Annotated in this window: 16 protein-coding genes; 6 read left to right on the plus strand and 10 right to left on the minus strand. The window is 75.2% G+C overall.

Going from position 1 to position 24,347, the window contains the following annotated elements:
- Positions 1 to 22: 22 nt before the first annotated feature.
- On the minus strand, positions 23 to 745 hold the full coding sequence (locus ACWEQG_RS06240; RefSeq protein ID WP_452282219.1) for a GntR family transcriptional regulator: 723 nt from the start codon (positions 743 to 745) through the stop codon (positions 23 to 25).
- A 151-nt stretch (positions 746 to 896) separates the two neighbouring features.
- On the opposite strand from ACWEQG_RS06240, the gene ACWEQG_RS06245 reads away from it, so the two are divergent.
- Entirely contained in the window at positions 897 to 2,180 is a 1,284-nt protein-coding gene (locus ACWEQG_RS06245; RefSeq protein WP_452282221.1) for a hydroxyacid-oxoacid transhydrogenase, read from the plus strand.
- A gap of 154 nt (positions 2,181 to 2,334) precedes the next feature.
- Positions 2,335 to 2,547 (plus strand): hypothetical protein, encoded by a 213-nt coding sequence (locus ACWEQG_RS06250; protein WP_452282223.1) that lies wholly within the window; start codon positions 2,335 to 2,337, stop codon positions 2,545 to 2,547.
- Positions 2,548 to 2,594: 47 nt separating this feature from the next.
- Here the strand turns inward: ACWEQG_RS06250 and ACWEQG_RS06255 are convergent, their stop codons facing one another.
- Together ACWEQG_RS06255 and ACWEQG_RS06260 are read right to left on the minus strand one after the other, a co-directional pair.
- Positions 2,595 to 6,032, minus strand: a complete 3,438-nt coding sequence (locus tag ACWEQG_RS06255) for an AAA family ATPase (RefSeq protein ID WP_452282225.1) — start codon at positions 6,030 to 6,032, stop codon at positions 2,595 to 2,597.
- A gap of 67 nt (positions 6,033 to 6,099) precedes the next feature.
- A complete protein-coding gene (locus ACWEQG_RS06260; RefSeq protein ID WP_452282227.1) occupies positions 6,100 to 7,200 on the minus strand; it encodes an exonuclease SbcCD subunit D in 1,101 nt (366 codons plus the stop codon).
- Between the two features lie 126 nt (positions 7,201 to 7,326).
- Here ACWEQG_RS06260 and ACWEQG_RS06265 point away from each other — a divergent pair, with 126 nt between their 5' ends.
- Together ACWEQG_RS06265 and ACWEQG_RS06270 are read left to right on the plus strand one after the other, a co-directional pair.
- A complete protein-coding gene (locus ACWEQG_RS06265) occupies positions 7,327 to 8,820 on the plus strand; it encodes an alpha/beta hydrolase family protein (protein ID WP_452282229.1) in 1,494 nt (497 codons plus the stop codon).
- 99 nt (positions 8,821 to 8,919) lie between these two features.
- The gene (locus ACWEQG_RS06270) at positions 8,920 to 10,467 is read left to right on the plus strand and encodes an LCP family protein (RefSeq protein WP_452282230.1); all 1,548 of its coding nucleotides are present in this window, start codon (positions 8,920 to 8,922) and stop codon (positions 10,465 to 10,467) included.
- A 4-nt stretch (positions 10,468 to 10,471) separates the two neighbouring features.
- Here the strand turns inward: ACWEQG_RS06270 and ACWEQG_RS06275 are convergent, their stop codons facing one another.
- From ACWEQG_RS06275 to ACWEQG_RS06305, 7 genes are all read right to left on the minus strand, one after another.
- A complete protein-coding gene (locus ACWEQG_RS06275; protein WP_452282232.1) occupies positions 10,472 to 11,467 on the minus strand; it encodes an enolase C-terminal domain-like protein in 996 nt (331 codons plus the stop codon).
- A gap of 80 nt (positions 11,468 to 11,547) precedes the next feature.
- Complete coding sequence (locus tag ACWEQG_RS06280; protein WP_452282234.1) at positions 11,548 to 12,912, minus strand: MFS transporter; 1,365 nt, start codon at positions 12,910 to 12,912, stop codon at positions 11,548 to 11,550.
- 17 nt (positions 12,913 to 12,929) lie between these two features.
- Positions 12,930 to 14,063, minus strand: coding sequence for a VWA domain-containing protein (locus ACWEQG_RS06285; RefSeq protein ID WP_452282236.1), 1,134 nt, complete (start codon positions 14,061 to 14,063; stop codon positions 12,930 to 12,932).
- Positions 14,063 to 16,429: a DUF5682 family protein gene (locus tag ACWEQG_RS06290; RefSeq protein ID WP_452282238.1), complete on the minus strand. Its 2,367-nt coding sequence runs from the start codon at positions 16,427 to 16,429 to the stop codon at positions 14,063 to 14,065. Before ACWEQG_RS06290 ends, ACWEQG_RS06285 begins: the two co-directional genes overlap by 1 nt.
- A gap of 166 nt (positions 16,430 to 16,595) precedes the next feature.
- Positions 16,596 to 17,663: an ATP-binding protein gene (locus ACWEQG_RS06295; RefSeq protein WP_452282240.1), complete on the minus strand. Its 1,068-nt coding sequence runs from the start codon at positions 17,661 to 17,663 to the stop codon at positions 16,596 to 16,598.
- On the minus strand, positions 17,660 to 19,012 hold the full coding sequence (locus ACWEQG_RS06300; protein WP_452282242.1) for a DUF5691 domain-containing protein: 1,353 nt from the start codon (positions 19,010 to 19,012) through the stop codon (positions 17,660 to 17,662). Before ACWEQG_RS06300 ends, ACWEQG_RS06295 begins: the two co-directional genes overlap by 4 nt.
- A gap of 421 nt (positions 19,013 to 19,433) precedes the next feature.
- Positions 19,434 to 20,441 carry an SWIM zinc finger family protein gene (locus ACWEQG_RS06305; protein WP_452282244.1) on the minus strand — a complete coding sequence of 336 codons (1,008 nt, stop codon included), beginning with the start codon at positions 20,439 to 20,441 and terminating at the stop codon, positions 19,434 to 19,436.
- A 147-nt stretch (positions 20,442 to 20,588) separates the two neighbouring features.
- Here ACWEQG_RS06305 and ACWEQG_RS06310 point away from each other — a divergent pair, with 147 nt between their 5' ends.
- Both ACWEQG_RS06310 and ACWEQG_RS06315 read left to right on the plus strand, forming a co-directional pair.
- A complete protein-coding gene (locus ACWEQG_RS06310) occupies positions 20,589 to 21,134 on the plus strand; it encodes a DinB family protein (RefSeq protein WP_363472071.1) in 546 nt (181 codons plus the stop codon).
- 210 nt (positions 21,135 to 21,344) lie between these two features.
- Positions 21,345 to 24,347, plus strand: coding sequence for a helix-turn-helix transcriptional regulator (locus tag ACWEQG_RS06315; RefSeq protein WP_452282246.1), 3,003 nt, complete (start codon positions 21,345 to 21,347; stop codon positions 24,345 to 24,347).

The following is a 24,347-nucleotide window of genomic DNA, read 5'->3' on the forward strand; positions in this document are numbered from 1 at the left end:
GAAGTGTGATCCGTGCGGTCCTTTACGTCGTAGATTCGCTCAGCGCCTCGTGGATGAGGGCGATGTCGGCGGGTTCGGCGGGCCGGCCGTTCTCCGCGGCGGCCTGGGCCACGAGCAACTCGCCGGTGTGCGCCACATGACCGCGCATCGCCGCGGCGGCGGCGTCCGCGTCGCCCGCGAGGACGGCGGCGAGGATGGGCTCGTGCTCCGCGGCGACGTCCGCCAGCGAGCGGGAGCGGTCGACGGTGGAGGCGCCTAGCGTCACCGTGGCGTCCCTGAGCCCGGCGACGACCCCGGCGAGCCGCCGGTTGGCTCCCGCGGCGAGGATCGCGTCGTGGAAGGCCCGGTCGTGCCGCATGAAACGCGGCTCGTCGTGGTCGGCCGCCGCGGCGCGCATCGCGTCCAGTTCCTCGCGCAGGACACGGGCGAGGCCGGGACCGGCGTGGCGCGCCGCCCGCCTCGTCGCGGGCACCTCCAGCAGCAGCCGCAGGTGGAACACCTCGGCGATCTCCCGGGGGTCGCGGCGCAGCACCCGGAAACCCCGGCTCCGCTCGAACCGCACCAGGCCGGCCTCGGCCAGCCGGAGCATCGCCTCGCGTACGGGGGTGCGGGAGACGTTGAGCTGCCCGGCCAGGCGGTAGACCGAATACAGCTCCCCGGGCCGCAGTTCGCCCGAGTGGATGGCCTCCCTGACCGCCTCGACGACCTGCTCGGTGAGACTGGACGTGCCCGCGACCGCTCGCACCGTCTGACCACCCCTCCGAGGGTCGTGAGCCCGCCCGCGTCCCGGCGGCGCATTGACATGCAGCATGCTACATGCCAGGTTCCCATCGGGAACGCCCCCGCACCGGCATCGCGCGTGCCCGCATGAGCCCCCGGATGGAAGGCCAGCGATCGTGATCGTCCCGAGCAACCCCGAGTCCGTCTTCACGTACGGCGCGCCCGCGCTCAAGTTCGGCCCCGGCGCGTCCGCCGAGATCGGCTTCGACCTCGGGCAGTACGGCGTGCGCCGCGTGCTGGTGATGACCGACGCCGGCGTGGCGGCGACGGGCGCTCCGGCGCGGATCGCGGAACAGATCGCCGGGTTCGGCATGCACGCGGAGGTGTACGACGGCGTCCACGTCGAGCCCACCGACGAGAGCGTGCTCGCGGCGATCGGGCACGCCCGCGCGAGCGGCCCGTGGGACGCCTTCGTGGCGGTCGGCGGCGGGTCGAGCATCGACACGGCCAAGGCCGTCAACCTGCTGACGACCAACCCGGGCGAGCTGATGGACTACGTCAACGCGCCGATCGGCGCCGGACGCGCCCCCTCGCGGCCGCTCAAGCCGCTGGTCGCGGTGCCCACGACCACGGGCACCGGTTCGGAGAGCACCACCATCTGCGTGCTCGACGTGCTCGGCCTCAAGGTCAAGACGGGGATCAGCCACGCCCGCCTCCGCCCGGTGCTGGCGGTCGTGGATCCCGGCCTCACGATGACGCAGCCGCCCGAGGTGACCGCCGCGGCGGGGATGGACATCCTCTGTCACGCCCTGGAGAGCTACACCGCCCGGCCGTACACCTCCTACGAGCGCAGGCGGCCGGAGGAGCGCGTGCCGTACTGCGGGTCGAACCCGGTGGCGGACATGTGGTCGGAGCAGGCGCTCCGGCTGCTCGCCGGCTCGTTCCGCACGGCCGTACGGCACGGCGACGACGCGGAGGCGAGGGGCGCGATGGCGCTGGCGGCGACGTTCGCGGGGCTGGGGTTCGGCAACGCGGGCGTGCACATCCCGCACGCCAACGCCTATCCGATCGCCGGGCGGGTGAAGGACTTCCACCCGGCCGGCTATCCCGGTGGCGAACCGATGGTCCCGCACGGCATGGCCGTGGCGCTGACCGCGCCGGAGGCGTTCCGGTTCACCTTCGAGGCGGACCCGGCGCGGCACCTGCGCGCGGCCGGGCTGCTCGACCCCACGGCGGCCACGCCGGACGACCCGGCGGACTTCCTGCCCGCCGTGCTGACCGCGCTCATGCGCGACGTCGGCATGCCGAACGGCATCGGCGGCGTCGGGTACGCGGACAGCGACGTGCCGGCGCTGGTGGAGGGGGCGATGAAGCAGCAGCGGCTGCTCACCACCTCGCCCAGGCCCGTCGCGGAGGAGGACCTCGCCGGCATCCTGACCCGGTCGCTCACGCTCTGGTGAACCGCTCCGGCCGCACCAGGAACGGTGACCTGCGGCCGGCGACTCGCCTGTTCGGCGAGCCACCACGACCAAGCGGACCGGCGGGGTCTACCAGGGTGCCGTCACCCTGGGCACGCTGTACAAGGCCTCGCCGTCCCTGCGCGCGCAGCCCGAGATGAAGCCCACCCGGCGAGAGGCCGAGCTGAAGGTCCACTGGCGGTTGTGGACGGACCGGAAAGGCCTGCCGACCCGGCTCTACACGACCTTCGCCGATCCGGACTATCCGACGGAAGCGATGAGCAGCCGCACCGACATGCGTTTCTCGTCCTGGGAAACCAAGGTCCGGCTCACCGTTCCGGACAAGGAGAGCACCTACCAGCCGAGCTGACCCGCGCCGGCCTTCGGCCCCCAAGAGCAGGTACGGGTTCACCCCGGTCAGCGGTGCGACAGGGTGGAGCCGGAACGGCCCTTGAGCACGCGGAGCTGAGCGGGGATGCGCACCCGCAGTTCGGCCACGTGGCTGACGACACCGACGGCACGGCCGCCCTCGCGCAGGCCGTCGAGGATGTCGAGCACGTCGTCGAGCGTCTCGTCGTCGAGCGTGCCGAAGCCCTCGTCCACGAAGAGGCTGCCGATCTCCGCGCCGCCCGCCTCCGCCGTGACCACGTCGGCCAGGCCCAGCGCCAGGGCGAGCGAGGTGATGAAGCTCTCGCCGCCGGAGAGCGTGGCGGGGTCGCGTTCCACGCCGGTCCAGGCGTCGAGCACGCGCAGGCCCAGCCCGCCGCCCGACCGCCCCCGGTCGCCCGCGGACCGGCTCAGGTCGTGCCGCAGCAGATAGCGGCCGCTCGACATGCGGTCGAGGCGCTCGTTCGCCGCGTCGACGACCTGGCGGAGCCGCTCCCCCAGCACGTACGCCGACAGCCTCATGTGCCACCGGTTGTCGCCGGACGTTCCGGTCGCCAGCTCGGCGAGCCGGCGCGCCAGACGGTGACGCTCCTCGGCCGGCCGGTAGGCGCGCAGCGCGGCGTCCAGTTCGCCGGCGAGCCCCGTGAGCTGGTCGAGCCTGCCCCGCGCCCGGTCACGCGCCGAGGTGCGGACGGCGTGGTCCCGCTCGGCCCGCTCGTGGCCGGCCTCCAGCTCGGGCAGGTCCGCGGCAGGCTGGGCCGCCGCCGTCACCAGCTCGGGGTCGGCGAGCAGCCCCTCGATCGTGGCGCGCTCGGCGTCCAGGTGACCCAGCCGCTCGGACATCGCCTCCCGGTCCTCCGGCGCGCGGACGGCGGCGGCCGCGTGCTCCGGGCTCGCGAACCCCTCCTCGGCGGCGGCCCTGTCCGCCTCCGCCAGCGCCGCCCGGCTCTCGCGGTCGGCGGCGGCCGCCGCGACCGCCGCCTCGGCGGCCTCCCTGAGCAGGTCCGCCTCCTCCTCGAGCCGATCGAGACGGGCGGCGAGCGAGGCGTCCTCGCCGCGGGCGGCGTCGATCACCTCGGCCAGCCTGCGCTCGTCGGCCACCAGCCTGTCCCGGTGCGCCCGCGCCTCCGCGACCGCCGCGCCGGTGCGCGCGGCCCGTGTGCCCAGCTCCTCCAGCTCCGCCGCGAGCCGGGTGGCGCGGGCGGCCAGCTCCGCCTCGGACACGGCGAGGGACCGGGCGCGTTCCAGGTCCGCCTCCGCCGTCGCGAGGTCGCCCTCCAGGCCGGCGGCGAGCCGCTCGCCCTCCGCGAGCAGGGCGTCCCTCCTGGTCCTGGTCTCGGTCAGCAGCCCGCTCAGCTCCGCGGCCCGGTCGCGGGCCGACTCCAGCTCCGCCGTGAGCCGCCCGGCCTCCGCCTCGGCGGCCGCGACCGCCGTCTCCGCCGCGCGCAGCCGCGACAGCTCCTCGCGGGCGTCCGCGAGGGCGGCGGACGCGTCGTCCCGGGACAGGTCCCCGGCGCGGGCCGCCGCGTCGCCGAGCCGCGACGAGAGCGCGGCGACGGTCGCCTCCGCCTCCTCACGAGCCCGCTGGGCGGCTTCGAACGCCTCCTGCGCGGCCTGCTCGTCGTCCGCGGTCGCGGCCCGTGCCGCGGGCGCGGCGGGACGCGGATGTTCGGTGGCGCCGCAGACGTCGCAGGGCTCCCCGGCGACGAGCCCCGCCGCCAGTTCGGCGGCCATGCCGTCGATCCTGGCCTGGCGGACCTCCTGGAGCCGGTCCCTGCGTTCCTGGGCCAGGTCGACGGCCGCGCGCCGGTCGTGCTCGGCCGCCTCCAGCTCGGCGGTCAGCGTGTCACGCAGCCGCGCGGCCTCCAGACGCTCCTCCGCCAGGTGGGCGGCGGCCTCCAGGGCGGGGACGCGCGCGGCCATGTCGCGTAAACCCCTGAGCCGTTCCTCGGCGCCGGCCAGCAGCGCGGGCAGCTCCGCCTGCGCGGCCCCCGCCCGCGCCTCCTCCTCGGCGAGCCGCGTCAGTTCGGCGTCCAGCAGCGCGGCCTGCTCGGTGACCTCCCACGACCGCTGCGCGGCGTCCCTGGCGGCCGTGAGGCCCGGCAGGCTCGCCGCCGCCGTACGCGCCCGGGCGAGCCGTTCCTCGACGTCGAGCCGCTCGGCCGGCAGGGCCGCCAGCCGTCGCGTCAGCCCGGCCTCCTCCTCGGTCAGCTCGGCGAGCCCGCGTTCGGCGTCCGCGCGCTCGTCGCGAAGCCGCCGGAGGCGCGCTTCCTCCGGGAGGATCTGGCGCACCCGGGCGACCTCGTCGCGCCGTTCCCGCTCCAGCGCGGCCAGCCGCTCGGGATTGCCTCCCTCGGGCTCCTCACCCGGGTCCACGCCCGGTCCCGCGAGGGCGCGTGACGCCGCGAGGCCAGGAAGCGCGCGGAGCGTGGCGTCGGCGGCCAGCCGCCGCGCCTTGGCCGCGGTCTCCGCCCGCTGGCCGGCCTGCCGGATCAGCGGCGCCACTCGGTCGGCCCGCGCGGCCTCGTCGAGCATGGCCTCCAGGTCCGACCGCTCGTCGGCCGCCGCGTCGAGCTCCTGCCGCCGGGCGAGGGCGGCGGCGTGCCTGCGCTGCCGGTCGGCCAGGGACCGGCCCTCCTCCAGGCGGGCGCGGGCGGACAGCAGCGCCTCATGGCTCGCCGTGCCGGCCGCGACCGCGTCGGCGAGCGCGCCGCGGGCGAGGTCGAGCACCTCCCGCGACCAGGCGGCGGGCTCGGCGGCGTCCTCGGGCAGGGGCAGGTCGTCTCCGGCCGCGCCGCGCATGCGGTCGAGCACCGACTCGACCCGCTGGCCCAGCTCCTGCGCATCCCGCCAGGTGCGCGTCCGGTGGTCGGCGAGCCACCGCTCCACGTCGCCGAACACCCGCACGGAGAAGAGCCGTTCGAGCAGTTCCCGCCGCTCCTCGCCGCCGGCTCGCAGGAACTTCGCGAACTCGCCCTGCGGCAACATCGCGACCTGGCAGAACTGCGCCATGGTCATGCCGGTCAGCGTGTTCACGAGGTCGCCGGCCTCGTCGCTGCGGGTGCTGCGCGCGATCCACCGCCCGCCGGGCTCGGTCAGCTCCTCGACGAGCTCCTCGACCAGGGCTTTCGCCTTCTCCTCCACCAGGCCCGAGCCCCTCAGCTTCGGCCGCATCCAGGCGGGCGAACGGGTGATGCGCAGGCGCCTGCCCCGGATCGTCACCTCCAGCGTCACCGACGGCCCCCGGTCGGGCGGCGCGTGGTCGCAGCGCAGGCTCCGGGCGCTCTCCCGCTGTCCGGGCACCTTGCCGTAGAGGGCGTAGCAGACGGCGTCGAGGACGGTCGTCTTCCCGGCGCCGGTCGGCCCGTGGATCAGGAACAGGCCCGCCTCGCCGAGCGCGTCGAAGTCGACCTCCTCCGTCCCGGGGAACGACCCGAACGCGACCAGGCGCAGCCGATGCAGCCTCACCGGACCTCCGAACTCGTCCACGGACCGGGCCCGCGCCCCCACACCGCCACCCGCGCGGACAGGCCCCTCATGCGCTCTCCTTGATGCGGCACGCCTCGACCGCCTCCTCCAGCAGACGCCGTTCGTCGTCGTCGGCGGGCTCGCCGCGGACCTCTCGGACGAAGTCGAGCGCCACCTCGATCTCGGGCCTGCTGGCGATCCTCGCCCGGGCCACCGGTCCCCGCGCCACGCCGTCCGGCTCGAAGGCGAGCGCCAGCGCGTGCGGGAAGCGCCGGCGCAGGCGCTCCATCGCCTCGCGCGGCCGCACCGGATCGGTCAGCGTCACCTGCAGCCAGTGGTCCTCGTACCGGTCGTAGCGGGCGTCGGTCAGCAGGTCCTCGATGCGGCCCCGCACCGTGCTCACCGGCCGGGGCACGGGGGCGGGGACGAACTCCGTCCCGCCGGTGGCGAGGTCGACCAGCCAGGAACCCTTGGTGTGGCCGGCCTCGGAGAAGGAATAGGCGATCGGCGATCCGCTGTAGCGGACGGTCTCGCTCATCACCTGGCGCCCGTGCAGATGGCCGAGCGCCGCGTAGTCGACCCCGGCGAAGGCGCTCAGCGGCACGTGGGAGACGCCGCCGACACTGATGTCCCGCTCGCTGTCGCTCGCCTCTCCCCCGGTCACGAAGGCGTGCGCGAGCACCACCTTGCGCGCCGCCGGATGCGCCCGGACACGCTCCATCGCGTACGAGACCGCGGCGGTGTGGCTGCGCTCGGCCAGCTCCCACGGCCCCCGGACGAGCTCGGGCTCCAGATAGGGGATGCCGAAGAACGCCACGTCGCCGATCATGATCGGCTCCCAGGCCCGGCCGGGGTCGGTGCGCAGATGCACCCGCTTCATGAGGTCGGCGCCGAAGCCCAGCCGTACGGCGGAGTCGTGGTTGCCGCTGATCAGCACGGTGTGCACGCCGAGGGCCTTGAGCCTGGCCAGCGCCTCGTTGCACAGCGCGACCGCGTCGACTGGCGGCAGGGCCCGGTCGTAGACGTCGCCGGAGACCACGACGGCGTCCACGCGCTCGGCCCGCACGGTCTCGACCAGGTGGTCGACGAACGCCGCCTGGGCGCCGAGCAGGCTCTCGCGGTGGAACGACCGGCCCAGATGCCAGTCGGAGCTGTGCAGGACACGCATGTCGCAGGAAGCTAACAGGTCCCGCCGACAAACGCGGCCCCAACCACCCCTCTGGTGCGCATCGTAAATAGCGAGTAATGACTTAGCCTGGATTCGGTATCGCGCGCACGCATGGGGGAGCGCCTCATGAACGTCGGCCGGGGCACTCTCGGAGTGATCGCCGGTGTGCTGATGGTGATGCTCGCCGCCGTCGGCCACCTGCTCTCCCCTCCGGCCTTCGACCCCCCACCTCTGCCCGATTCGCCCCTGTTCCGCGAGATACCTCCGCAGCCGGCCGCCGAAGTGCGCCCGGTCGCCCGCACCGACAGGTTCCGTACCGAGACGATCCTCGTTCCGGCGAAGAACGAGACGTTGAAGGCGACGATCAGGGCGCCCCTGTCCCCGGGGCGCCACCCGGCGATGGTGTTCGTGCAGGGCTCGGGGTCGGGCGACGGCGGGGAGTTCACCCAGCAGGCCGAGTGGCTGGCCCGGGCGGGCATCGTGACGCTGGCGTACGACAAGCGGACGGTGGGCTACTCCTTCCGCAGCCGCGACTTCGGGCTGCTCGCCGACGACGCCCTGCGCATGCTGCGGGTGCTGCGCGAGCGGCCGGACGTCGACCCGGCGCGGGCCGGCCTGTGGGGGGTCAGCGAGGGCGGCTGGGTCGTCCCCGTCGCCGCCGCCCGCGATCCGCAGGCCGCGTTCGCGGTCCTGGTCTCCTCCCCCAACGTCTCGCCGCTGCGCCAGGTCGCCTGGGCGCTGAACGAGCAACTGCTGCGCCTGCACGCCCCGACCGGCGTGCGCGATCTGCTCACGCGGGTGATGGGCGGGGTCGGCTTCGACTTCCTGCGCTACGACGGGGTGCCCGCCCTGCGCGGGATCAGCCAGCCCGTCCTCGCGTTGTACGGCACCGACGACCCGTCCATCCCCTTCGTCGAGAGCACCGAGACGCTCACCGGCGCCCTGACGCGGAGCGGCAACACCGACTACACAATCCGCTTCCTCGCGGGGGCCGACCACGCGATGCGGATCCGCGGCGGGCCGTACGCGGCGGACTACCTGCCGACGCTGGCGAACTGGATCAAGGACCTGCCGCGTACGGCCAGGTCCCCGGTGCCGATCGCGGGGGCGACCCCGGTGCAGCGCTTCGAGGCGAGCGACGTGCCCGCCGCGCCGTGGTGGGGGGACAGCACCATCCTGTGGCTCACGCTCTGCCTGGCCGCGGTCGGATACGTCGCGGCGCCGGTCACCGAGATGGTCGTCCGGCTGCGCGGGCGCGACCTGCGACTGCAGGCCAGGGTCCACCTGTGGCCCGCCCTCAGGCGCCGGCTGCGCCGGATGGCGTGGACCGGGCTCGGCGAGCTGGCCGCCGTCATGGCCTTCATCACGCTCATCGTGCTGTTCTCCGTCAACCAGGCCGGCGCCTGGCCCGCCGTGCAGGCCGGGTGGCTGGTCGTACGGCTGCTGGCCATCGTGATGCTCGTGCAGACGGTCACGGCGTTCGCGGCGGTGGTGGGCGGCCTGCGGGACGGGTGGGAGCCGACGCTCTGGCAGAAGAGCGTCCTCGCCGGCGTGCTCGGCGGGACCGCGCTGCTGCTGCTGACCGCCGCCTACTACGGCCTGTTCGCCTTCCCCTGGTAGGGCGAGTCCCGGGTCGAGTTCTGGTCAAATGCCGGTATGGACTGCTCCGGCCCGGGCCGGTCGCCGGTTTTCCGCGGCCCGCGTCGCTTCAATTGACGCGTGGTCACCCCTGATCTGGCGCCCCGGAAGGGCGCCGCGCCGCCGCCGGCGCGTCGCGGCGGGCCGGCACGGAGAGCCGCCGCGCTCATCGGCTGGGTGGCGCTGTCGGCGGTGCTGCCCGGCGCGGCGCACCTGCGGGCGGGCCGGTGGCGCACCGGGCTGCTCCTGCTCGGCGGCTACCTGACCGTGGCCGTCTCCGTCGCGGTCGTGGCCGCGGGCGCCGACGCGGGCCTCGCCGGGCACGCCCTGGGCTGGCTGAGCCAGATCTCACTGGTGTTCGCGGCCTGTGCCGTCGCCTGGTTCTGCCTGGTCGTCCGCTCCTACGTCGTCCTGCGTCCCGGGCGGCTGCCCCGCTCCGGGCAAGTCCTCACCGGCCTGGTCGCGGGGGTGCTCGCGGTCGCCGTCGCGGTGCCGTTCGCGGTCGCCGCGCGGTACGTCCGCGTGTCCGAGCAGACCCTCGACTCGCTCTTCGCCGCGCCGGACGGGTCCGGCCACGTGGGCGGCGCCGTACGCCGGGACGACCCCTGGGCGGGCCGCGACCGGGTCAACGTGCTCCTGCTGGGCGGCGACTGGGGCGACAACCGGATCGGGATGCGCACCGACAGCATCAACGTCGCCAGCGTGGACGTGCGGACCGGCAACACGGTGCTGCTCGGGCTGCCCCGCAACCTCGAGCACGTCCGCTTCCCCCCGGGCAGCCCCATGGCGGCCCGGTTCCCCTTGGGGTTCCAGCTGCCGGAGTCCCGTCCCGGCTGGCGCGAGGACCTGCTGTTCTCGGTGTGGCAGTACGCCGACGACCATCCCGAACTGTTCGGCGGGCGGCGGCACATGGGCGCCGAGGTGCTCAAGGAGACGGTCGGTCACACCCTGGGCCTGCGGATCGACTGGTACGCGCTGGTCAACATCTGGGGCTTCGCGAAGATGATCGACGCCCTCGGCGGGCTCGTGGTGGCGGTGGACCGCGACATCGTGTACGGCCTGTACGACGAGGGCGTGGTCAGGGCGGGCACCCGGCGGCTGACCGGCACCGAGGCGCTGTGGTACGCCCGCTCCCGCACCGGCAGCGACGACTTCGACCGCATGCACCGGCAGCGGTGCGTCCTCGGGGCCCTGCTCTCCCAGGCCGACCCGGCCACGGTGCTGACGAGGTTCACCGAGATCGCGGCGGCCACGCGCGGGCTCCTCCGCACCGACATGCCCCGATCCATGCTGGAGCACCTGGTGCCGCTGGCATGGAAGGTCAAGCACGCCGCGATCGACAGCCTGCAGTTCGTGCCGCCCCTGATCAGCACCGCTTATCCCGACTGGGACCGGATCCGGTTGCTCACGGCCAGGGCGATCCGCGCCTCGGTCCGCGCCCCGATCCGCACCTCGATCCGCGACGAGGCCGGCCCGTCCGCCGCGCCGGCCGGCTCCTCGCCCGCCGCCGCCCCGCGCCGGCACCGGCACTCGCCAATGGCCTCTCCGACGCCCGTGCTCCCCACGCCCGGGACGCCGAGCCCGATCGACGACGGCTGCGGGACGCCGCCTTCGGCGATGGCCCGCTGAGCCGTCAGACGCGGAAGGTCTCGCGGGCCAGGCGGCGTACGCGATCCTCGTCCACGTTGTGCCCGAGACCGGGCTGGGTGAGCGGCACGGCGACGACCCCGCCGGACGCGCCCACCGGCGGGAGCACCACCTGTGCGCTGCGCGGCGGCTCGGCCACGTCGCTGGGCAGGGAGCAGCCGGGCAGGCTGGCGACGGCGACCGTCGCGGCCCGGGCGAGCCCCGCGCCGAGGCCGCCCGCGCAGACGATGTCCCACCCGGCCTCCACCGCGCGGTCGTGCGCGCGCCGTACGGCGCCGAGCGAGCCGATCTTCGCGGGGCGCAGCAGCAGCGCCCGGCCCGCCTTGACGCTCACCGCCTCGTCGAACTCGGCCACCGAGCTCACCTCGACCGCGACCGCGGCCGACACCCTGTCCTGCAGGTCGGCGCTGGTCAGCAGGTCCTTGAACGGGCGCTCGATCGCCACCACCCCGTAGGCGTCCAGCGCCTCCAGCTGGGCGATCTCGGTGTAGGCGCCGCGCCCGTCCACCGCGATGGCGAGGCCGGGGTAGGCGGCGCGCACAGCGCGCAGCGGCTCCACGTCCCAGCCGGGGTGGACGTCCAGCGTCACGTGCCCGTAGCCGGCGCACACGTGCCGGTTCACCCGCGCGACCATGCTCTCCAGCGAGCGGTCCGCCGTCAGCCTGACGGTCGCGATCAACGACGTACGGCTGCCGCCTAGCGCGTGGGCGAGCGGGACGCCGTTCATGCGCCCCCACAGGTCCCAGCAGGCCATGTCGCCGGCCGCGCCGCCGGGGTTGTCCCCCAGCTCCGAGGGGTGCTCCCAGTCGAGGCCCACGAGCGCGGGCAGGGCCCGCTCCAGCGGGCCGGCCTCGCCGGGATCGACGGCCTCGCCCCAGCCGACCATGCCGCCGTAGTCCGTGATCTTTACCAGAAGGGTCTCCGGACGCCTGCCGTACGGCAGGGTCATCCTGAAGACCTCCAGTTCCCGGACACGCGGCACTCGGATCCCCTCAATTCTTTCCCCGGGATCCCCGCCTGCGGCCGGGCCGGACACGGCGCCCGCGAAATTTCCGGGATTCCCTAGACCTCCATGGTGCCCGCTTCGCGGCGGTGCTCGAAACGGCCGCCGACGAGTCCGGCCGTGCCCGCCATGACGACGAGCAGGCCCAGGCACGTCAGGTAGACCCACGGCAGGCCTCCGTACGCGGCGAGCAGCGCGCCGGTCAGCGAGACGGCGACGACCGAGAAGACCGACTCGCCGACGCTCAGCGACGCGCTGTTGCGGCCCTCCTCCCCCGGCGCCGACAGCTCCAGGACCAGCACCGACAGCGTCGGGAAGACCATGCCGATGCCCAGCCCGGCCACCACCCAGCCCGCGAACACGACGGGGACGGGCACAGTGGGGATGACGGCGGACGCGGTGACGCAGATCCCGGCGGCGATCAGCGTCGCGCCGAGACGGATGGTCAGCGCCCGCGCGTGCGGCCGGCGACCCTGAATCCATGAACCGAGGGACCAGGCGAGCGCCCCGCCGGTGAGCGCGAGACCGGCCTCGGCCGCGTTCAGCCCCCGCTCCTGCACCAGCATCAGCGGCACGAACACCTCGGCGGCGAAGAACGACCCGGCGGCCAGGCCGCGCAGCGCGACCACGGTGGGCAGGCCCCGGGCGGCGCGCAGCGTCCCCGGGGGCAGCAGCCTCGGCAGCGTCAGCGCGAGCACCGCCAGCCCGGCCACGACCAGGGGGATGCCCGCACCGGCCGCGCCGCTGCCGTACTGCAGCAGGGCCGCGCCGACCGCGGCGCACACGCCCCAGGCGAAGCGGGGCAGGAAGGCCCGGCCCATCGCCTCCCTCGGCTGCCCGCCCGTCGCGGGCAGGCCGCGCCACATGATCAGCGCGGCGGGGACCGACAGCACCGCGACGCCCAGGAAGATCCAGCGCCAGGTCCAGGTCTCCGCCACGAACCCGGTGACCGCCGGGCCGACCACGGACGGCAGCACCCAGGCCGCCGCCAGCGCCGAGAACACCCGCGGGTGCATGGCGGAGGGATACGCCTGGGCGACGAGGACGTACAGCGCCACGTTGAACAGGCCGCCCCCGAGCCCCTGGAGGAACCGGCCGACGAGGAAGACCTCCATGGTGGGCGCGAACCCGGAGACCGCCAGCCCGGCGACGAAACCCGCCACTCCCGTCCAGAGGGCCGGGAACGGCCCCCGCGCGTCACCCCAGCGTCCGCCGAGCACGGTGGCGATCACGGTGGCGGCCATGCCGCCGCTGAACGCGAGGCCGTACAGGTGGTAGCCGTTCAGCTCGCGGCCGATCAGCGGCATCGCGGTGGCCACCGCGAGATACTCGAACGCCACAAGCATCACCAGGGCCACGATTCCGACGCTCAGGGCCCGGTATCGCTGGCTGAAGACGGCCGGGGCGGTCATTACCGAAGTCATGATACGGACATTACAAATCACCGTCCGGGCACGGAAATGCGACCATGGTCGTAGGACCGGCGCTCGATCGCGGCGGCCATGAGACCGGGAAAGGCGTCCGGTGTGCAGGCGAAGGCCGGCACGCCCATCGCGGCCAGCGCCGCCGCGTTGTCGTGGTCGTACTGCGGCGCCCCCTCGTCCGACAGCGCGAGCAGCACGATCACCTGGACTCCGGCGGCGGTCAGCGCGCCGATCCTGCGCAGCATCTCCTCCCGCGACCCGCCCTCGTACAAGTCGCTGACCAGCAGGAATATGGTGTCCGTCGGCCGGGTGATCAGCTGCTGGCAGTAGGCCACAGCCCGGTTGATGTCGGTGCCGCCGCCGAGCTGGGTGCCGAACAGCACCTCGACGGGATCGCGCAGCCGGTCGGTGAGGTCTGCCACGGCCGTGTCGAAGGCCACGAGCGAGGTCTTCAGCGAACGCATCGAGGCGAGCACCGCGGCGAAGACCCCCGCGTACACCACCGAGGCGGCCATCGAGCCGCTCTGGTCGACGGCCAGCACGACCTCCCGCTGCACGGCCCGCTGCCCCCGGGCGTACCCGACCAGCCGGGACGGCACGACGGTCTTCCGTTCGGGCAGGTAGTTGCGCAGGTTGGCCCGGATCGTCCGGTCCCAGTCGACGTCGGCCGCCCTCCTCGGCCGGCGGGTCCTGGCCGAGCGGTCGAGCGCGCCCCCGACGGCCGCCAGCGTGCGCCGCGTCAGCCGTTCCTCCAGCTCCCGCACGACCGTGCGGACGACCGCTCTGGCCGACTCGCGGGCCCGCTCCGGCATGAGCCGGCCCAGTGACAGCAGCGTGCCCACCAGGTGCACGTCGGGCTCGACGGCCTCCAGCATCTCGGGCTCCAGCAGCAGCCGGGTCAGGTCGAGCCGCTCGATGGCGTCCTTCTGCATGACCCGCACGACGCTGGCGGGGAAGTACTCCCTGATGTCCCCCAGCCATCGGGCCACCCTCGGCGCCGACACCCCGAGGCCGGCGCCGCGCCGATCCTGCTCGTCGTAGAGGGCCGCGAGGGCGGCGTCCATGCGGGCGTCCGCTCCTTCGAGCGTCCCCTCCGCCGCGCCGCCGAGCACCAGCCGCCAGCGGCGCAGCCGCTCGTCCTCGCCGTCCATCAGGGCCTCCCTCCCGTCTCGCGCCCCAGGATCTCCCGCACGGTCCGTACGGCTCCCGCCGCCAGCCCCTCGTCCACGTCCGCCCCCGCCTCGCCACCCGGTTCCGGGGAGCGGAGCGCGGAGCCGGAGCGGACCCGCCGGCCGATCATCCGCCGCTCGGGCGCCGGAAACGCCCCGAACGTGCGCCGCAGCAACGGCAGCGCGTCCGCGAACTCCTGGGAGGACAGGCCGGTCAGCCAGGCGTCCACGGTGGCGAGCAGGCGCGGATCGTGGACGAGCAGCAGGCCGCCCCCGGACAGGAAGCCCTCGATCCACGCCGCCGAGCGTGCCGGAGGGTTGCCCGGCGACATCGACCGGGCCATGCGCGCGGCCACGTCGTCCTCCAGTGCGTCGGCGTCGAACAGGATCCGCACGACGCGTCCGTCGAGCAGCCCCGGCAGGTCGTCGCGGCGGGCGACCGCGGCCAGCGTCGTGAGCCACCGCCCGCCCCCTGCCGGCCCGGCCGCCCCCGTCGGCCCGGCGTCGCCCATCAACCCGCTGGCCGCGTGCACCCCGTCGACGAGCGCCGCCATCGCACGAGCCGCGTCCTCGTCCAGCCCCGTCAGGGCTGGGGACAGCCCGGCGCAGATCCGGGCGAGCATCGACTCGGTGACGTCCGCGAGGCCCTCGGTGCCGCGCACGTCGCCGTACCGGCGGGCCCGCACGAGCGCGGGGAGCGCCGCCATGAGGTGGCGCACCTCGCCGTCGAGCGCCGCCCGGTCCTCGATCCGCGCCAGGACGTACGGCAGCGCGCCGGGGAGGTGGGCCGGCAGGCAGCGCTCGACCAGCGCGGCCAGTTCGGGCAGACCGGCGCCGTCCGCGAGGTCGCGGACGCGGGCCGTCGCCGCCGCCTCGACCGTGATCCCCCACACGGCGGCCTCGATGAGCGCGACGTCGAGCTCCGGCCGCCACTCCAGCGACCAGGACTCCTTGAACGTCCCCTTGCTCCGGGCCCGCCGGGGCGTCCCCCAGGGCACGTCGAGCAGGGCGAGCCGGTGCAGCAGCCGGCTGCGGCCGAGGTCGAGCGGCCTGCGCAGGTCCAGGTCGTGCTCCCCGGTGAGGGTCTCCGGCTTCATGCGCAGCCGCCGTTGCTCGTCGCGCAGGTCGCGCCGCAACGGCACCATCGGCGTGGCCTCCGGCACCCGCCCGAGCCGCTCCCCCACGACCATCCGCCGCTGGACCAGCTCGACCTTCGGCTCGTCGCCGTCGCACAGGACCGCCCTGACCGCCTCGGTGACCTCCGACAGCCCGGCGAGCGGCCTGCCGCGCAGCGCCGCCAGCCCCTCGGCCAGCCGTACGGCCTCGATGACGTGCGCGGAGGAGACGGGCAGGTCCTCCTCGCGCAGGATCGCGGCGGCCCGGGCGAGCCAGCGCTCCACCGGCCGGTCGGGCGCCGTGAACAGGTGCTCGTACCACCCGGGTGCGGCGACACCCGCGCCGTAGCCCGCGCCCGCGGCGAGCCGTCCGTGGGTCCACGGCACCCACGTCATCTCGACCCTGACCTTGGGCAGGCCGCGCAGCAGCCGCTCGTCCTCGGCGGCGGAGGGCGGGCGGCCGGACCCGCCCGGCGCCCCCTCGGGCGCCGTCGTGCCGGGCCCCCGGGCGCGGCGGCCCGTCGCGGTGAGCACGGGCGGGGTCTGCGCGGGCGGGGGCTGCGCGGGCGAGGTGAGCACGGGCGGAGTCTGCGCGGAGGGGGTCTGCGCAGAGGGGGTCTGCGCGGACGGGGTGAGCGCGGGCAGGTGCCAGGCCCCGCAGACCACCGCGATGCGGGCGTAACCCTCCCGCGCCGCCTTCCGCAGCGTCCTGCGCATGTACGCCTCGCGCCGGGCCTCGACGCCCTCCGCGACGTGCCCGTCGCGCACGGCCCGCATCGCCTCGGCGACCACGTCCAGCGTCCCGGCCTCACCCCGGTGCTCGATCAGGTCCTCCCACCACCGCTCCGGGTCGTCGTACCCCGCTGCGCGGGCCAGTTCGCCGACGGGGTCGCGGCGTACGGGGTCGGCGTCCAGCGCGAGAGCGTGGGCGGCGGGCAGGTCGCAGAACCGAGCCTCGACGCCCGCCCCGGCCGCGTAGGCGAGCGCCTGCCATTCCGGTGAGAACTGCGCGAACGGCCAGAACGCGGCCCGCGCAGGCTCCCCCGGCACGTACGCCAGGAGCGCGACCGGCGGGCGCATGCCCGGGTCGGCGGCGAGCCCGACGAGGTCGTCGGCCTCGGGCGGGCCCTCGACGAGCACCAGATCGGGCCGGATCCGGTGCAGCTCGTCCCGCACCGCCCTGGCCGATCCCGGCCCGTGGTGCCGCACCCCCAGGATCCACACCTCCGGCACGCCCCGGTCCCCGCTCGCGCCCCCACGGCCTCGGCGGGTCCCGTGGCGCCCGGCGGATGCCGGACCGAGGCCCGCACCACTCCCCAGGTCACCCGGACCACCGCCGCTCGCGGTGCCGTCGCGGTCGCCCCCGTCTCGCGGGCCGGACGAGGCGCCGGCGGCGATCTCAGCCGGCATCGCGGCAGGCCCGGTAGAAGTCGTGCCAGTCGTCGCGGCCGCGGACGACGGTCTCCAGGTACTCCTGCCACACCACGCGATCGGACACCGGGTCCTGGACCACCGCACCGACGATGCCGCCGGCGACGTCGGCCGGGCGCAGCACGCCGTCCCCGAAGTGGGCGGCGAGCACGATCCCGCTGGTGACGACCGAGATCGCCTCCGCCGTGCTGAGCGTGCCGCTGGGCGACTTGACCTTGGTCCGCCCGTCGGCGGTCACCCCCGCCCGCAGCTCCCGGAAGACCGTCACCACCCGGCGGATCTCCTCCAGCCCGGTCACGGTCTCCGGCAGCTCCAGGGAACGGCCGAGCTGCGCCACGCGCCGGGCCACGATGTCGACCTCCTCCTCGGTCGTGGCCGGGACCGGCAGCACGACGGTGTTGAACCGCCTGCGCAGCGCGCTCGACAGGTCGTTGACCCCGCGGTCGCGGTCGTTGGCGGTGGCGATGACGTTGAAGCCCTTGGCCGCCTGCACCTCCTCACCCAGCTCCGGGATCGGCAGCGTCTTCTCCGACAACACGGTGATCAGGGCGTCCTGCACGTCGGACGGCATGCGGGTGAGCTCCTCGACCCGCGCCAGCCGTCCCTCCGCCATCGCACGCATGACCGGGCTCGGCGTCAGCGCCTCACGGGACGGGCCCTCCGACAGCAGCCGCGCGTAGTTCCATCCGTAGCGGACGGCCTCCTCCGCCGTGCCCGCCGTGCCCTGCACCAGCAGGGTCGAATCGCCGCTGATCGCCGCCGCGAGGTGCTCGGACAACCAGGTCTTGGCAGTGCCCGGCACGCCGAGCAGCAGCAGCGCCCTGTCGGTGGCGAGCGTCGCCACCGCGACCTCGACGATCCTGCGTGGTCCGATGTACTTGGGCGTGATCTGACCGCCGTCCCCCAGCACGTAGGCCGTCACCGCCCAGGGCGACAGCCGCCAGCCCGGCGGGCGCGGCCGGTCGTCGGTCTTCGCGAGAACGGCCAGTTCGTCGGCGAACTGATCCTCCGCGTGCGGACGCAGAACGCTGGTCATGCGAGCTCCTCCAGCATGTCGAAGCGGAACCGCAGGATCGCGGCCAGTTCGGGGACCTCCGCCGCCCGCGTGTGCATCGCGGGGTCGAACCGCTCGCCGGCCAGCCGGATCAGCTCGCCGGCGTTCCACGGCTGCGTCCGCGTGGTCTCGACGATCTTCTTGAGCACGGCCGTCGCCAGCCGGGGCCCCCACGGTCGCGGCACGCCGCCCAGCATCATGACCATCTGGCCGTCCACGGGATGGCCCGCCACCAGGTCGGCCGCCCGCTGGGACCGCTCCTCCGGCGGGAGCACGGCCAGCAGGTCGGTCAGCGGCTCGGCCTCGAACAGGGCGCGGGCCCACGTCGTGTCCCGCTGCAGGATGGCGGCCCGGGTCCAGCCCATGCGGACCTCCCGCTCCCACTCGCCGATCCGGGCCCCGGCGATCTCGTCCGGCGCCATGCCGAGATGAACCGGCCAGAACGACAGCGGCGTGTGCGCCACCACCTGCTGGAGCCACCAGCCCCGCGTCTCCATGCCGGCGGGCGGCCGCACCCGGACGCCGTCGCGCTCCATCGCGGCGTCACAGGCCGCCGGCGCCTCCGCCCGCAGCCGGGCGCCCTGCCCGGTCACGAACCGGCGCGCCCGCGCGGTCATGCGGCGGGCCATCCGCGACTGCGGCAGGCGGGTGAGGAGGTCGGCGGCGGCCTGCCGCACCTCGCGGCGCCGGTCGTCCAGCACCGCCTCCAGGAACGGCTCGTCGGCCATGCCGAGCCCGTCGGCCAGGATCGTCACGAAGACGGCCCGGTCCTCGGGCGTCTCCGCGCCCCAGCCCCGTGCCAGCAGTTCCCTGGCCGCGGCGGGGTCGCGGCGGCGCAGCGCGGCCAGGAAGGCCCGCCTGTCCCCGCTCGTGCCGAGCTCCCACACCTCGTCCGGAGGAACGTGCGCGGGCTCGGACAGCAGGTACGCCCAGGCGGGGTTGAGAGCGGCGAGCCAACGGCCCCGGGCTCCGGTGACCGCCCCCAGGCACGCGCGGATCGACCGGTCCCGCGCTCCGAGGTCGAGCAGCCCGGGGATCAGCTCGGCCGGGACCCGAACCCGCCGCGCGGCGGCCGTCTCCAGCCACTCGGTGAGCAGTCTGCCCTGCTCACCGCCGAGCATCCGGGTCAGCCGTTTCGCGGCGGCGCCGGACACGGGCGGCAACGTCTCCCCCGGCGCGGGGGGCGGCGGGCTGCCCCTGCCCGGCCGCCGCCCCGCGCGCGTCCTCACCACCTGCTCGGCCGCCTCCTCCAGCAGGCTCTCCGGCGGGACGGCACGGCGGTCCGCCCCCACCAGCGCGGTGGACACCAGCTCCTCCCACGAACCGGTCACCGGGCGGCCCTCCTCCGCGTGGCGCCCCTCTTCGCCGGATGCCCTACGCCGAGGCCGGCCGCACCGGGGCGACGGCGGCGCGAGCGGCCGGGGCGACCCGCCGGACGACCCGGTCGCCGGGAGGGTGCCGCGCGACAAGATGTGGGCGCGGCAGGGCGACCAGCAGCCGCGACCGCGCGCGGCACGGTGGCAACCGCGCGCGGCGCGAGCACGCCCAAACCCGGCACGGCGACAACCAGGAACGACACGAGCACGCCCAAGCCCCGCACGGCGACAACCAGGAACGACACGAGCATGCCCAAGGTCGGCACGGCGACGACCGGGCACAACACGGGCACGGCCAGGCGCGACACAAGCGTGGCCAAGCGGAGCGCGGCGACAGCCGGGCATGGCACGAACACGGGCACGGGCGGAACCGGTGTCATAACCGCACCACCCCGCCCTCCTCGTCCCATGCGGTGAGCGGGAGCACCCCGCGCGGCGTCCACTCGGCGGCGACCGTGACCGGCCGCCCGCCGGAGACGGCCAGCAGCCGCCACGGGACGCCCGCGGACGGATGCAGGGGCAGCGCGTTCCCCTCCTCGTCGGCGAGGCCGTCCAGGCAGGGGACGACGTCGGCGAGCACCAGCGGCCACGAATCGGTCCAGGGATCGGCCGCCAGCACCTCAGCGATCAGTGCGGGCACCCGGAAGAGCTTCGTTCCCGGCGGTGGTCCCGCCTCGACGAGGCCGTGCTGCTCGGCCACGAGAGCCCGCAACGGCGAGGCTCCCGGGTAGAACGCCAGGTCGGCGTCGATCGTCGTGCCCGGCGCGAGTGACGCGTCCGGCGACTGCCCGGCCGGCGCGAACGACAGCACCATCGCCGCACGGCCCGTCCTGCGGCCGGCCAGCCATACGCGCCGCGCGACCAGCCGCTCCTGCTCCTCGTCCCGCCCGCCGACGACGTCCCAGTGGTCCCGTACGGCGGCGGTGGCGAGCACGGACTCCCTGGTGACAGGGAAGCCGACCCGCGCACGCACGGTCTGCCGCAGCGGCTCGGGCAACGTGGCGGCGCGGCGGTGGGCGACCGCGAGCAGGTTGAGCAGTGCGTACTCCCCGAGGAGAAGGCCGGGCCAGTCTTCCGCGTGCAGCACCCGGGAGAGCCGGGCGACGGTCCCCGCCACGCCGGGCGCCTGCGCGTCGATCAACCGTTTGGCGAGGTCGTCCCAGTCCGCGCGGCCCGTCTGGCGGGCCTGCGCGATCCCCTGCGCGACCTGGTCGGCCAGCCACCGCTCCAGCTCCGACAGGCCCGCCGCGACCCTGCCCTCCCGCTGCTCGGCCTGCGCGCGCCTGGCCGCCGCCCGGCCACCGGCGTCGGCGATGGCACGGTCGCGCCCCGGCTCGGCGTCACCGGTGCCCCGGATCGCGGCCTGGCCCCACCGTTTCGTCACCCGCCGCACAGTAGCCACGCGCTCCGACAAAAACGCGCTCCTACAAAACGCGCGCCGGCGAACGCGTCCGGCGGCACCGGGCCCGGCGGCGGACGGCCGGAGACCCGGGCGAAGGAGTTGTCGGTGCCGTGTGGCAGGGTCGCGGCCATGAGCGAGATTCCCGAGGCGAACTACTCGAAGAAGTGGGACGGCGATTCCCGGCCGGTCCTTCCCCTCGTCGGCGACGAGCGGGAGATACTGACGGCCTTCCTCGAATGGCACCGCGCGACGTTCGCGCTCAAGTGTTCGGGCATCCCCAAGGAGCGTCTGTCGGAGAAGGGGGTGCCGCCGTCGGGGCTCAGCCTCCACGGAATCCTCCGGCACCTCGGGGGTGTCGAGCGGTGGTGGTTCCGCATCCAGTTCGCCGGTGAGGACGTCCCTCTCCTCTACTACTCCGACGACGACCCCGACCAGGACTTCGGGGATCTGGACGGGGACGTCGACGAGGCGTTCGCCGTGTGGCAGGCGGAGTGCGAGCGCTCCCGCGAGATCGTGGCCGCCGCCCGCTCGCTGGACCAGACCGGCGTGCACCGCGCCACCGGGCAGCCCGTTTCGCTGCGCCGGATCCTGGTCGCCATGATCGCCGAGTACGCGCGCCACAACGGGCACGCCGACCTGCTCCGCGAGCGGATCGACGGCGCCACCGGCCAATGAGGACACGAGCCGGACGGGTCCCGGCCCGCTCCCCCGGCGTGCGTGACGCCGGTGCGCGACCGCTGCGTCCGGTGCCCGTCGCGCTCGGACGGTGCAACGGGTTCTCGCCCTCGATGGAACGGGAGCTCACGTCGTCGCACCTGGTGTAACCGGCGGGGTGCCGATGCCGCCGTCGTGGTTCTGTCGGGGCTGCGTGCCATACTCACCTGCGTGGTTGCACGTACGCCGCGAAAGGTGCTGATCGGGCGTTCTGTCGAGCTCGATCAGCTCGCGGGCGTGCTCGGCGCCGCCGCGGCCGGGCTCGCGGGGGTCGCCCTGGTGGGCGGCGACGCGGGGATCGGCAAGACCCGGATCGTCACCGAGCTGTGCGACCTCGCGCAACGGCAGGGGTTCGTGACGCTCGTCGGCCAGTGCGCCGAGCTCGGCGACGCCCTGCCGTACCTGCCGCTGGCGGACGCCCTGCGCGGCGCCGCGGCCGATCCCGGCGGGCCGGTCGCTCCGGCCGTCACGGCCCGTCCCGCGTTGCGGCGGCTGCTGCCCGGCGACGAGGCGGAACCGGCGGAGGCCACCACCGGGGGGCTCGCCCAGCAGCGCCTGTTCGGATCGGTGCTCGACATGCTGTCGGAGGTGGCCGGGCGGCAGCCGGTCCTGTTCGTGTTCGAGGACCTGCACTGGGCCGATCGCTCCACCCGCGACCTGCTCGTCTTCCTCACCCGCATGCTGCAGCGCGAGCGGGTCTGCCTCGTCGGCACCTACCGTACGGACGACCTGCACCGGCGTCACCCGCTGCGCCCGGTCCTGGCCGAGCTGCGCCGGCTGCCGCTGGTCACCTCCGTCGAGCTGCCGCCGCTGGGCGACGACGACATGGCGGAGTATCTCGCCGTCCTCGACCGGTACGGCGAGGCCGCCGCGGAACCGATGGCGGCACACGGCCTGACGACCGTGATCGAGCGCGCCGGGGGCAACCCGTTCTTCGCGGAGGAACTGCTGGCGGCGGGCGCGGAACGGGCCCGGCTGCCCGGGACGCTCGCCGACCTGCTCCTGGCCCGGGTGGAGACCCTGTCGGACACCGCCCGCCAGGTGCTGCGCGTCGCCGCGGTGGCCGGTCGCCGCGTGGGCCACGACCTGCTGCGCGACGCGACCGGGCTGGGCGACCTGCCGCTGGAGGAGGCGCTGCGCGAGATCGTCTCGCGGCGGCTGCTGACGGCGGGCAGCGACGGGTACGCGTTCCGGCACGCGCTCCTGCAGGAGGCCGTCTACGACGACCTGCTGCCGGGCGAGCGGACCCGGCTGCACACCACGTTCGCCGCGCTGCTCGCCGAGCGTGGCGGTTCCCCCGCCGAGCTGGCCCATCACCATCTCGCCGGGCACGACCTGCCGGGCGCGCTGCGGGCGTCGGTGGAGGCGGGCCGGCTTGCCGCCGGGCTCGGCGCGCCGGCCGAGGCGCACCGGCACTTCGAACGGGCGCTTGAGATCTGGGACCAGGTGCCGGAGGCCGAACGGCTGGCCGGGGAGAGCCGGGCGAGGATCGCGCTGGCCAGCGCCGCGGCGGCGGCCGCGGGCGGCGACTACCACCGGGCGGCCGAGCAGTTGCGGCGGCTGCGGCGGGAGGCGAGCGACCCGGTCCTGATCGCCGAGGCCGGCGAGCGCCTGTCCTACTACCTCGCTGACGCGGGCGGCGACGAGGCCGAGGCGATCGCCGTCGCCCGGGAGGCGGTCGACGTCGCGCCGCACGGCCCGCTGCCGGCCAGGGCCCTGGCCACCTACGCCCGCGCGCTCTATCGGGAGTACCGCTTCGACGAGGCGGCCGCGACCGCGTCCAGGGCGCTGGAGGTCGCGCAGGCCACCGGCGCCCGCGACGCGGAGGCCAGCGCCCTCGTCTCACTCGCCCTGGTCGAGGAGGAGGCGGCGAGCGGCGTCGAGCACGCCGTCGACCTGCTGACCCGCGCCACCCGCCGGCCCTCGGGCGACCTGTCGATCGACCTGCGGGCGCACTTCAACCTCGCCCGCATCCACTACGAGAACGGCGCCCTCGCGGTGGCCGCCCGCATCACCGAGGAGGGTGTACGGCTGGCCGGGGAGACCGGGCTCACCTGGAGCACCTACGGCACGGACCTGAGCTTCCTGCACTACCTCGTGCACTACGCGGACGGCGACTGGGACACCGCCGAACGGCTGGCCGGAGGATTCGGCGTCCGGGTCGGCACCCTGGCGGAGGCCCGGCTGTCGTCGTTCGCCCTCTTCGTGGAGGTGGGCCGCGGACGCCCGGGCGCCGACGAGAGGCTGCGGTGGCTGACCCGGTTCTGGTCCGACGAACTGGTCGGCTACATGGCGCGCGGCATGGCGGCCGAGCAGGCCCTGTGGCGCGGCGACCCCCAGGCCGCGCTCGACCACGCCGGCGCGGTCATCGCCACGCTCGAGCCGTTCGACCCCGGGGTGATCCGCATCGCGGCCACCGGCCTGTGGGCGCTGGCCGACCTCGGCCGGACCGGCGAGCCCTGCGACGACCTGCTGCGCCGGGCGCGGTGGGCGGCGGAGAACGGGCCGAACGGCCCGCGCGCCCGGCTGGGACCGGAGGGCGGCGCCTGGCTGGCACGGGCGGAGGCCGAGTGGCACCGCGCCCACGGCACGGCGGACCCGGAGGTCTGGCGGCGCGCCGTCGACGCATTCGGCTTCGGCTTCGTGTACGAGGAGGCACGGTCGCGGTGGCGGCTGGCCGAGAGCCTGCTGCGGGCGGGCGATCGAGCGGCGGCCCGCGCCGAGTGGGAGCACGCGGTGCGCGTCGCCGCCACGCTCGGAGCCCGGCCCTTCCTGGAGACGCTCAGGTCCGTCGGCACGCGGGCGGGGTTCCCGGACCCGACCGCGACCGGCACGACGGACGGCACGACGGGCGGCACGACGGGCGGCCCGGCCGTGCCCGCGCCGGGCGTCCCCGCCGCGGACGACGGGACCTCCGCCCCGGCCGCCACCGCGGGCGGGGAATCGGGACGGCTGGCCGCGCTCACCGCACGCGAACGTGAGGTGCTGGCCCACGTCGCGGACGGCCTGGCCAACCGGGAGATCGGCGAGCGGCTGTTCATCTCCCAGAAGACGGTCAGCGTGCACGTCTCCAACATCCTGGCCAAGCTCGGCGTGACCAGCCGCACCCAGGCCGCGGCGGTCGCCCTGCAAGAGGGCCTGTCGCCGGGCACCGCGCGTGGAAATACTGTGTAA

The organism is Microbispora sp. NPDC004025 (assembly GCF_053604425.1).